This window comes from bacterium, from assembly GCA_016702305.1.
Lineage (GTDB): Bacteria > Electryoneota > RPQS01 > RPQS01 > RPQS01 > JABWCQ01.
The window spans coordinates 82,322-94,495 of record JADJEH010000001.1; the positions used below are offsets into that span (position 1 = coordinate 82,322).

Sequence of the window (12,174 nt, forward strand, 5' to 3'; positions counted from 1 at the left end):
AAAGGGTTGTTGGTGTCCGCTATTGCTCTGATATGATGATGAAGTACTGCGGACCGCCTTGCGTGGCCGCGACCGTGTACTCCGTCGTCGTCGTCGTGCCAAGCTGCGCGCAATTCAGCAGCGTAGGCGGCCACTCCGTGCCGCTCCACACCGAGTAGAATGTTGCGTTGTCCGCCGGAGACCAGCGCAGGACCACATCCGCGCCCACCGGTGTAATCGTCAAATCGTCCACAGCGACCGGAGGCAGCAAACCGCCCGCGTCAATGGTCACCGGTACGTCCACTGTCCCGTGCACCGGGTCATTCGATGTCAATCGCAGCGTCGCCACTGTCGGACCTGTCGGAACACAGCACGATGACAGCCGCAGCGTCACGACGGACTGCTCGCCGATGGCCACGGTGCCGGAAACGGGAATCGTCTGCAGGGCCGACGTGGGACAGTACGACACAGCCATATTGCTCGCCATGTACGCCCCGTTGAAAATCACGGTGCCGCCGTTGGTGCGGTCGCTGTTCTGCCAGCCGATTGTCGCCGATTCCAGACGCGCAGCGCCCATATTGCCATATTGATACACGATCCGGCCGTCGGCAGTCAATATCACTTCGAAATTGTATACGCCGCCGCCGCTGAAACTTTGCACATTCTGGAAGGAAATCACGCAGCTATCCGTGTTGTTGGTCCAGCGGCGCACATTCGTTCCCGCGCGCTGCGGACTTAGGTCATCCCACCAGCAAGCCAGCAGATTTTCCGGCGCTGTGTTATTCGGCAACTGCAAATTGGTGTATGACGTCGCGCCGGTTGCCGTGGACGTGAACGACAACCAGCCGTTCGCCGCCACGCGGATCTGCGAGTAAGTCTGACCGAAGAACGGAAACGTGAAGCCCAAAGCAAATGGCCCCAGGTTCTGATCGTCCGAAGCAAATGTAATCGCCGTTCCAATCGTGCTGATATCCACCCAACTAACGGCCGGGCCGCCCGGCGCATTGCTGTCACTCCAACGTCCGCCCCCGATCGGCGCACCATAGTGACTCGTGCTGAACGGAACCTCTGCCGAGCTCCAGCTCAACGCCAGCTCACCTGTGTTGCCGATCGTCAGATCCACATCGTAAGTGCCACACAGCGGCACAGCCTGCGTCAAGGCATTCGGTGTCACCGTAATCTCCGGACGCGGCAGCGGCGTCAACTGAACGTCCAACAGCGTCGGCGTGCCGTCCACCACGACGATGTTGTTCACCACTTGACTGACATAGCCTGGCGCGCTGAACGTCAAGGCATACGTCCCGGGACGCAGCATGCGAAAATAATCGCCGTGCAGCGCCGTGCTGTAGGTCAAATACGGAATGTTCGCCAGCATGATGTTCGCCCGCACCGGCCCACCGGATTCCGCGTCCGTCACAAAACCGCGCACGCCTTCACGCGCCTCGAGCAGGTACTGGATCATGCTCTCGCGATTGTCGTTCCACAGACTGTCAAGCGCACTCTCCGGACCGGATTTCGTGTTAGAGATTTCAAACGTAACCTCCTTGTCGCCCATCCACACGTAATTCCAGTCCTGCATCCCGCCCGATACATGATACCAATCCGCGCCGTTGCTCGTGCCGTCCGGCGGAAACTCCGGACTGTTGAACAGCGCGTCGCTATGCGAAGAGTAGACGTACGCCAGATGATAAAACAGCGCATTCTCCGGAGTGGGGGAGAACGTGTCCGTACCGTTGTAGTTGCTGTCCCACGGATAATTGGCTACCATCGCGCCGCCGTGAAAATTCGCCGAAAGCACAAAATTGCGAGTCGCCGTAAAATTCATCACCGCCGCTGTCTCCGGCGCGCGGCCGGCCACCGTGTTGACGGAATCCCACACCCGGTCCGGGAAATCGCGGTTCAAATCTATACCCTGCGAGTTCCACCGCTGACCAAGCGTGCCCACGTCGCGGCCGTCGGGATTCATCAGCGGCATGATATAGATTTCGTAATCCTCGACGAGCTCTGTCAGCACCGGATCGGTGCCGTAACCCGTCAAAAGAGTATCTATCAGCTTCATGCAATTCTCAAGCCCGGTCAGCTCGTCGCCGTGCATCGCTCCGATGTACTTCACTTCAATTTCCGCTTCGTCCGTTCCCACATTGTCCGAAATCTTCGCCATCAGCATCGGCCGTCCGCCGGGCGTCGTGGCAATGCTCTGGTAGGAAAACAAGTTGCCATACGCTGTCGTATAGCTATTGAAGTCCGCTTGTATCTGCGCGTTTTCGTGATACTGATCCAGTGCGCCGTGCTCCTCGCGCACTTCCGGCAGCCAAGCCATCACGAACCCCCGCGCACGCAACGCCTCAAAATCCTCCGGTAACAGATAAACATGGGCCTTCGGGCCCTTGTAGTGATCAAAAATACCGCCCGCGTCCTGAATTATCTGCGCGTCGAGCGGCGACGTGATTTCGATCTCCGCCAGTCTGGAATTCAACATATTCTTCAATACGGGCCGCGCCTGCGACATGGACTGGATTCCTGATAAGCCTGCCAGCGCCAGCGCCAACATGATCCTGAACCGTAACATCTTTTCAATCGTCCTAAGTTAATATGCGTCCGGCTGTGGGGTGCAATTCGATCCATTCGCTCCACGATCCGGAATAGAGTTGTATTTTGTAGTAGCCGGCCTGATCGAGCGCCAGCAGCAACTGACAGGCTGTGACTCCCGACCCGCAATACGCCGTGACAGGTTGATCGGGCGTTATACCCTGGGCCATAAGCTGCGCCCGCAGCTCCTCGGGACTCTTCATGTGCGCGGGCGAACCGGTGATCAGCGTTCCTAACGGAATGCTGCGCGCGCCCACGATATGCCCGGCGCGCTTATCGAGTGCTTCGACCTCGCCGCGAAAACGCTCCACAGCCCGGGCATCGAGCAGCACCTCACCGCGCTGCAATCGGTATTCGACGTCCCGCGCACTAAGCATCAGGCCGGGCCGCGAATGAATTGCGTAGGGCTTGACCACTGCCCGCGTCGTTTCCGTGGTCTCCACCGGTCGGCCTTCGTCCTGCCATTTGGCCAGACCACCGTCAAGCACCGCGACATCGTCCACTCCGATCCACCGCAACAGCCACCACAAACGCGCTGCAACCTTGAAGCTCTCGCGCTCGGTCGCGATCACGCGTTTCCCTTGTCCAATGCCCTTGCGCGCCAGCCGTTCCACCAGCTTCTCGGGTGTGGGCAATGGATGCCGGCCCCGCCGCGCGTCGCCGATTTCCGACAGATCGCCGTCCACGTCAATGAATATAGCTCCGGGCACATGGCCCGCGAGATAGTCCGCATATGCCGCCGCCGAATCCTGGTGCACCCAGGCCAGATGCGCCACAACAATGTCTTCGTCGTTTAAATGCTCCGCCACCCACTCCGTCGTCACGACTGTTTGCATTATGGGAGATGCTCCACAGTCACGTGGAAGAAGCCCTTGGTGGGGTGCAGCGGCAGCGCCAGCGGCACCGTGACCGTCGTATCGGTTGTCACCGCCAAAATCGTCATGAAATTCCCGTCTTGTAAGGAGTCCGTCTTTACCGTAAATAAACCCATACCGTCATAGCTCCAGGTCAACCGCAAACTGTCCGCGGTCGCCTTCAGAGTCAAATCGTCAATCGCCGCCGGCGGCCCGCCAAGCTGCGGACCGTGGTAACCCTGATCCGCAACACCGGCATCGGCCAAAAAGTCCACGCGAGTTGTGCCCACTGGCGCTGTCGCCAACGTATCCGCCGCATTGACAGACGGCGAATCCTCGATCCCGCCCGCCGCCATCTGTTCAAGATAGAAATCGTAACCCGTTCCGCTCACAAATTGCGGATCGATCTGTATGTTGCGGTAACGGTCGCACGGATCGCCGTTCGCGTTCAAACTGTCCAACGCGCCGACGCCGACGGGCGCCTGCGCCGGTGAATTGGCGAAGAACACGAAATTGCCGCTGTCGTTCTGCGCAACACAGTTGAATTTGACCACGCTGGTCGGCGCGACGAAGAAGAATATCCCGTCGCCGTGATTGGCCGAGATGATATTGTTCTTGATCTGCGACGAACCAAAACGCATGTACATGCCCGCACCGTCCACGGCACTGTTACCTGCCAACGTGTTAAACTCGGCCGTTGTGGTAATGCCGCTAATGAACAGGCCACCGCCCGCGCTCCCCGCACTGTTGCCATAGATCAGGTTATTGCGCAAAATCAGCGGTGAGGAGTCGAGGTGAATGGCGCCACCCGCCGCTGCCGCGGAATTCTCATGGAACCGGCAATTTTCAATGATGCCCGATGCGCCGAAGGCCAGTACAGCACCTCCGGCCGTCGCACTGCCGAACGAAAAATCGCAGCCGCTAAGGGTCAGATTGGTCCCCGATTGCACGTCAAAGATTCCGCCCGAGTCCGCCGAGCATTCCCGAAAAACGCAATCCGAGAATATCGGTGAGCCGCCCACGCAATAAACCGCGCCGCCGCGAAGCGCACCCGCGCCTTTGATCGTGCTGCGTGAAAACTGCGGAGAGACCTGATTCAGATTCAGCGCGCCGCCATGAATGCGGTCCGTTGTCAGTGCGCGCGCTTCGCTGATTTTGACAAAGTCGCACACGCTCGCACCCGCATTGCCGCTGAGCGTCAGCCCGCGCCAACGGCCCGGATTCGTCGCCGTGAGCGTCGTGAACTCGATCGAATCTACCGCCGTCCCCTGCGCCGTCAAGATGCCTTGAATATCCAATCCGCTGGGACCACAGAACAGCATTACCGTCCCCGGCAGCAATGTGAGATTGTCCGTGGCCTCAACCACTGCATCCGCGACAATCTTGACCGTGTCCGGACCCAACGTCCCGGAAAGTGGTCCAAATGCAAACGGAGTAGCGGCGCCTGCTGTGCCCTCGATTGCACCGGCATCCGGTAACGTGCCGGTTGGTACCGGCCGCGCGTTGCCGTAATGATCCACCGCCACCGTATTCCAATTCCCCGCGCCTATCGCAACGCTGCCGCTGCCCGGTGACCAGTCACCAAGAGCCGTGTCGGCAAACTGCGGTTCGCCAAGCACGTTGAAATACGTGTCGCAGAGGTCGCCGTTGGCATTGACCGTCACGACCTGACCGAGAAACTCCGGAGCTTCAGCCGGATTGTTGCCCGCATATTCCAGCGGCCCGGAGATAACGGAATAGGCAATCCGCGAATCCTCCGCCGCGCTGAAATACGCCGCGCTGCCTTGCGACAGCGCAATGATCGAATTCTCCATATCCACGACCGACGATTCCACGCGGACGCCGCCGTTCGTGTTGCCGGCAATTGTGCTATGCACAACGTCGATATGGCTGCTGTTCGCGGCCGCCACGCCGCTGCCGCCTAACAGCGCGCCGTTTTTCACGATCAGGCAGTTCTCCGCGCGCAGCGTGCTCTGGTTCGCCGATACTCCGCCGCCCGTCGAGTCCGCGCTGTTGCCACTCATCTCGCAAGCCAAGAACTGCGCGTCCGCCGCTTCCCACAGATGCACCGCTCCGCCGTCCGCCGTCGCGTGATTCGCCCGAATCCGGCAATTCGTCAGCGTCGGCTGTGACTGCCGTATCGAAAGTCCGCCGCCATTGCCAAGGCTGTTATTGCTGTCAAAATCACACCCGTTGAACGCCGGATGAGCGTTGTTGCGCAGGAACACGCCGCCGCCGTAAAGTCCGGCCGTATTCCCGACCACCGTGCAGCTATTAAACGTCGGCGCCCCGTCGAGCGTAACCCAGATGCCCGCCCCCTCGCCCTGAGCCGTATTGCCGCGCACTTCGCAAAATTCAAACAGGCCATTCGACGTTTCACGGTAGCTGTGGATACCGCCGCCATCGTCGGCCGAGCGATTCCGCAGCACCTGACAGCGAACCATGTGCGGTGATGATTCCCACAGGTAGACGCCGCCGCCATCGAAATTGCTCGTATAGTTGTCCGCAAGAATGCAATCGTATATCTGCGGCGTCGAGCCCTCGCATGCCAATCCACCGCCGTGCCCGCGACCCTGGTTATTGGTCAATATCGAACTGTCCAAGCGCGCCTGCGAGTTCTTGAACATGATCCCGCCGCCGTTGACGTTGGCGAAATTGCTGTCCATCGTGCAATGCGCAAAAACCGGCGTACTGCCACGGACGTAAACTCCGCCCCCGCTTCCCGTGGCGCGGTTCTTGTAAAAGCGAGTGTGCCGCACGTCGCTTGCCACCGAATTGTGCAGAAACAGCCCCGCGCCCTCGGCCCGCGAACTGTTAAACGAGAGGTCGCACGAGTCCAGCCGCAACGTCGAGCCGGTCACATAAATGCCTCCGCCGGCAAGCTCGGCGCGGTTGTACCGAAAGCTGCAATGCTCAACACGAACCGTCGTACCGCCGCTCACGTATAACGCGCCGCCCGAACTGTCCGCGGACAGGGGGCCAGGTGCATAAGCGAATTCAATGGCCGCGTACCGGATGAAGCTCGAATCGTCCGCGTTTGGCATGTTGATCCCGCGCCACTTCGCTGGATTCGTCAGCGTGTCGGTCGTGAACACCACCGAGTCTTCCGCTGCGCCCTCCACACCAAGATAGCCCGATACCAACAGGCTGTACGCGCCCGCAAAATAGACGCGCACTCCCGGCGCAATCGTCAAACTGTCGCCGGTCGCGACCGTAACATTGCCTTGCACAACATACGGACTGCCCAGCGCCGCCCAGTGGCCCTCAATATTCCCGGCGGCCACGAATGTCGTGTCCGCCCGCAACACAGAGGCGCTGCAGGCACCCAGCAGCGCCGCCAGCACAATGCGCCATGTCCTATCCCATAACATTCGCCTGATCATCAGCCCGTCCCTGTCGTCAACATTACATCCGGCATCTCTGGTTCGCACCCATCCATACAATTTGCAACCGATTCCGGCTGAATGCAAGCTCGCGACCGACAGCATGTGCATTCACCGGATCCAATGATTGATACTTAAATACAAATAAAGTAATAACTTACGTTTAAACACAAATTGAAAATTCCGACGTCCAATCGAACCACGAGGAGTCTGTGGCCCTTCGCTGCCCAAAAAGTAATGCACGTCAGGCAATTTGCTTGCATCTCTTGTTGCAAAATCACACCTTTAGAAACTTACTGGATTCCCGGGTCTTTCATTGAGGAGCTGCACGATGTTCTATGGGAAGAAGACTATCCTGGCGTTGACATGGATCTGCGCTACGCTGATGCTGGTAGGTTCAGCATTCGCGGTCACCGAAGCCGACATTATTCGCCTAAAGGCGAAGGCGGCACGCGGCGAAACCTTTACACAGGCAGAACGCCTTCTGGCCGACCAGGCCAGACGGGAGTTCGGCAGCCTGTTTGCGCCCCCGCGTGTGCCCGACGCGCCGCGCCTGCCGAACAACACACTGGACGAATACATCATCGCGGATGTGCCCTATGAGTGGGTAGACATCACTGAGGTGGGTAACGATGCGGAACTCGTCAACGACGACCAATCGGTCGGGCCGTTCGATCTGGGCTTCTCGTTTACCTACTACGAACAGACGTTCACGCAGGTCTATATGACCTCAAACGGCTGGTGTACCTTTGATGATCAGGGCGGATGGGCCTCATATTCCAATATGGAGATTCCGGACGGCTTTGAGCCCAACAACGCAGCTTACATCTTCTGGGATGACCTCTATCCCCCCAATGGCGGCCAGTACTACTACTACGCCGACGAGGCCAACCAGCGGTTCGTGATGACTTGGGTGGATGTACCCCACATCGGTACAACCGATGAGTTGTATACCTTCCAGATCATCCTTACGCCCGACGGCAACATTCGCTACAATTACCAGCACGTGCATGAAGGCGGGATCTACGGAAACTTGTCGTGCACGGTCGGTATCGAAAACAGCACCAGCGATGAAGGCGTCCAGCGCTGTAATGAAGGCACTGGTGATCTGCCCTTGTCGGAAACCTCGGTCCTCGTCGGTCAGCCCGACGGTGTGCCCGGTCCGGTCACCAACTTGGCCGCCGTCGTGAACGATCATGACGTTACGCTTACTTGGATCGAACCGACTCAGGATACGAACGGCAATCCCGTGACTTTGACGAATCTCGAGGTTTGGATCGGCCGTCCCGGTCAAGGTGCCCTCGTGACCACGGTGGCGCCCGGTGCGCAGTCCGTGACGCTGACTAACCAGAACGACGGATCGCGGACGATGTATGTGCGGGCCTTTGCCACACCGTATTACGGGGGCTCAGACTTTGTCAACATCATCGTCGGAACGCCGAGCTATGCGAATAACTTTGACGTAGACGAAGGCCTCTGGACGACCGACAATGGCTGGTACTGGGGGACGCCGACCAACCCCATTGGACCGCTGCCCTATTCGGAGCCCAACACATGGGGGACCGACTTCGTGGCTGGCTATCCTGATGAGGCCGATTACTCGCTGTATCTCGATGTCGGCCTCACGGTGGCAACCGAAGACGCCGAAATGGAATTCTACGCCTGGTTCGACAACGAGTTCTTCTGGGACGGCTGTAACATGAAGGTCTCCCTGGACGGCGGTGAGACTTGGGAAATTGTTGAGCCCGAAGGCGGCTATTCTGTAACCATGCTTAACGAAGGCACGGCCAATCCGCTCGCCGGCGAACCCGCCTGGTCTGGTCAGTCCGACGGTTGGACGTACATCGATATTCCGCTTGGCCAATACGTCGGCCAGGCGCCGCTGTTCCGACTCCATTTCGGTTCCGATGAAGTTGTCTCCGGTTACCCCGGTTTCTACTTCGATGACATGATTATCTGGGGCCTCGCCGAACCCGTGCTCTCGACTGTCTCGGGCTCGATTACCATGGACGGCGGTGCCGGAAGCGTAACCGCCGTAACCGTCCGTGCCGACGGCTTGGGCAGCCCAAGTACGCATCCGCTCGGCGACAATAGCTTCACGATTGATAACGTGCTCGTCGGTAACCGCCGGATCCGCGCCACGCTTGACGGATATCACACGGCGCAGACGCAAATCGCCGTGCCCGAAGGCGGTATCAACGGCGTCAACCTCACACTGACCCGCCTCGATCCGCCGCCGGCCACGAACCTTGTCGGCACCGTTAACAGCGTATCTGGTCTGTGCAACCTGACCTGGACAGCCGCTGCCGATCCCCTCGTGGACGAGTATCACATCTTCCGTCGCCTGGCAGGTGATCAGGACTATGTGCAAGTCGGTACGTCTCCCACAACATCGTTCTCGCAGACCCTGACGGCGGATGGCATCTACCAATATACCATCACCGCCGTTGACCTCAATGTCTCCACGCCGGTCGAATCCGAGCCCTCAAACGTCGTCACGGTGCTCTTCGGCGAACTGCCGGTAACGTCGCTTGGGGCCAATGGCAACTTTGACGATCGCATTCGCCTGTCGTGGCTCACGCCCGGCACGCTCGAGGGCACGGAATTGGGATACGATGACGGCTCCGCCGAGCAGTTCTACGTCGTGGCCTTCCCCGCCGGTCCGGAAGATTACTTCTGCGTGCGCATGACGCCGCCCGATGACGCCAGCTATCCGATTCTGTTGTTTGGTATCAATATCTTCGTTGAAGACCAGCTCAATGTCCCGTGGATAGCGCTCTGTCCGCCCAGTGCCGCCTTTGAAGGTCCGGACATCACCGCGCCGCTGTATGTATGGACCGATCTGCACGCCGATGAAACCCCCGGCTGGATCTATGCAGAAACCGCAGGCGACGCGTTTCTGACTGAGGCCGGAGATTTCTACATCGTCTACCAGTTCCCCCAGGGTCAAGATGATCAGCCTGCGGTCGGTTCCGACCTCAATGAAGTTGACAACCGCTCGTATTGGACGCAGACACCAAACGACTTCTGGAACCTGTGGACCGCGCATGACTGGATGATGCGCGCCTGGCTGGGTGGACCCCCGCCGGAAGACCCGGGTGCGAACCATGCCCCGCAGGACTACTATCTGCTTTCGACCGGCTCCGCGACCGGTTATTCCATCGAACGGGTCGCGTCGCTCCCGGTCGTGGGGAACCGTCCCAATCCGACCGAAATTACGTCGCGCGACGTTGACGAGATTCGCGCCGCCGGGCCGCGCCGCCCAATCGTGACCAATACCAACCCGCTCGACCGCTGGTTTGCGCCGTATGTGCAGGCTCCCGAGGTCCAATTGGTATCGCGCGAAGGCCGGGACGCCCTCGACGACATCGTCAACTACCGTGTCTATCGCGACGGCACGATGATCGCACAGCCTGTTGAAACCAACTACACGGACCTTAACCGCATCGAAAACACGTCGTACAGCTATCATGTAACGGCGATGTACGATAACGGTATTGAATCCCCGCCGTCGCCGACGCGCACCGCGATGTGCAACATGGAACCCGCGGCTCCGACCGGGTTGGTCGGCACCCCGCAGGGCAATACGCAAATGGTGCTGGCGTGGGTCGGACCGACGACCAATGCCGACGGGTCGCCCTTGGTGGACCTCGCGCAGTATCGCGTCTATCGCAACGGCGAACAGATCGCCACGACCGCGCCCGGTACGACCACCTACGTTGACACACCGCCGCAGAATGACGGCTACTACACCTGGACGGTTACGGCTCTGGACGAAGTTCCGAACATCTCGGCCCCCTCTGATCCCTATGTCGGTGCGGTCGTGCTACCCTATGAATCCGTGGACTACGAATGGGTAGACATTGAAGGAAACGGCACCGAAATCGTCTTTGACTGGTGGGGCGCAACGGCCGGCCCGTTTGACCTCGGCTTTGCTTTCCCCTACTTCGAACAAGAGCATACGCAGGTCTGGATCTCGCCGGGCGGCTGGGCGGCCTTGGTCGAGCTCTTTGGCGGCTTCTATTCAAATCAGAACCTGCCCGCTCCGTTCGAACCGCATGGCGCAATCTATCCGTTCTGGGATGAACTCGCCGCCGGACTCGACGGTGGCCGTGTACTCTATCTTCAAGACGATGGCCGCTTCATCATCTCTTGGCTGGATGTGCCGCACCTGTGGGACTTCACCTTCCGCTATACCTTCCAGTTGATTCTGGATGACAACGGCGGCGCTACGTTCAACTACCACACGATACCCTCCGATGCATGGCCCGGAAATCAGGACTGCACCGTCGGCGTCGAGGACCAGACCAGCACCAGCGGCGTCAACGTCTACTCATACGGCGTTGGCGACATCGCGCCCGTCTCCGAAACGGCTATTGCCTTCTGGGGCGGCCCCTCGGGTGAGATTACCGGATTGATTCGCGAGTTCGGTTCCAATGTGCCGCTGGGCAACGTTGAAGTCCGAGTGGATCAGGTGCCTGATGTGTTTGTCACCTCCGATGCCGGTGGATTGTACGTGCTCGAAGTGGAACCCGGCACCTACACTCTCCGGGTGCATCGCCAAGGCTATTGCGACCAGGTGGTCAACAACGTCGTCGTCGTTGAAGACGGATCGGCCACCAATAACTTCAGCATGCGTCAGCCGAATGCCACCTTCAGTGTCACATCACTGAATATTCTCTCGGTGACCGGACAAAACGCCACGGCGTCGTTCGAAATCACGAACCCCGGAGCCACCTGCGATCTTGAATACACCATCACCGCAACCCAGCCGTGGCTGTCCGTCACTCCGGCTACCGGCGATGTTCAGTCGAATCAGACGCAGACGATTAACGTGACCGGTGCGACAGCCAACTTCGCTCCCGGCGACTATACCGCGACCATTAACGTCGCGCACAACGACAACAACAGCCCGCTCGCGATTCCCGTCACCATCAGCGTCGCTCTGTCGCATGACGATGCCGCGGAAATCCCGACCGCCTTCGCGCTGCACCAGAACTACCCGAACCCGTTCAACGCGACCACCGTTCTGCGCTTCGATGTGCCGACGGAAAGCCGTGTTGAGGTCGTGCTGTACAACGTGCAGGGCCAGGAGGTCGCACGGCCTGTGGATCAACTGATGGCCGCCGGCCGTCACGAAGTCAACTTTGACGCCGCCGGTCTGCCGACTGGTATGTATCTGGCCAAAATGTCCGCTGCAGACTTCTCGGCCGTTCAGAAGATCGTCCTGCTCAAATAACCGAGCATGACAAGTGGATCATGGCAACAGCCCGCTTCGGCGGGCTGTTGCCATTTCAAGAGGCACGGAATCTGCGCTATTGCTTTACGTTTATCTCGGCTTTCTGCTATACACGTCCACAACAAGCGAG

Annotated in this window: 4 protein-coding genes; 1 reads left to right on the forward strand and 3 read right to left on the reverse strand. The window is 59.2% G+C overall.

Annotated features, from left to right (window positions below):
- Nucleotides 1-19: 19 nt before the first annotated feature.
- The 3 genes from IPH10_00325 to IPH10_00335 are packed head-to-tail and all read right to left on the reverse strand — an operon-like array spanning nt 20 to nt 6,793.
- On the reverse strand, nt 20-2,548 hold the full coding sequence (locus IPH10_00325) for a carboxypeptidase regulatory-like domain-containing protein (protein MBK6909374.1): 2,529 nt from the start codon (nt 2,546-2,548) through the stop codon (nt 20-22).
- Between the two features lie 13 nt (nt 2,549-2,561).
- Entirely contained in the window at nt 2,562-3,404 is an 843-nt protein-coding gene (locus IPH10_00330; GenBank protein MBK6909375.1) for a sulfurtransferase, read from the reverse strand.
- The gene (locus tag IPH10_00335) at nt 3,404-6,793 is read right to left on the reverse strand and encodes a right-handed parallel beta-helix repeat-containing protein (GenBank protein ID MBK6909376.1); all 3,390 of its coding nucleotides are present in this window, start codon (nt 6,791-6,793) and stop codon (nt 3,404-3,406) included. The genes IPH10_00330 and IPH10_00335 overlap by 1 nt, the downstream gene beginning before the upstream one ends.
- A 343-nt stretch (nt 6,794-7,136) precedes the next feature.
- On the opposite strand from IPH10_00335, the gene IPH10_00340 reads away from it, so the two are divergent.
- Nucleotides 7,137-12,044 (forward strand): T9SS type A sorting domain-containing protein, encoded by a 4,908-nt coding sequence (locus IPH10_00340; protein ID MBK6909377.1) that lies wholly within the window; start codon nt 7,137-7,139, stop codon nt 12,042-12,044.
- Nucleotides 12,045-12,174 lie beyond the last annotated feature (130 nt).

Coding starts and splice junctions, on each gene's coding strand:
- IPH10_00325 (MBK6909374.1), bottom strand. CDS start 2,548: ATGTTACGGTTCAGGATCATGTTGGCGCTGGCGCTGGCAGGCTTATCA.
- IPH10_00330 (MBK6909375.1), bottom strand. CDS start 3,404: ATGCAAACAGTCGTGACGACGGAGTGGGTGGCGGAGCATTTAAACGAC.
- IPH10_00335 (MBK6909376.1), bottom strand. CDS start 6,793: ATGTTATGGGATAGGACATGGCGCATTGTGCTGGCGGCGCTGCTGGGT.
- IPH10_00340 (MBK6909377.1), top strand. CDS start 7,137: ATGTTCTATGGGAAGAAGACTATCCTGGCGTTGACATGGATCTGCGCT.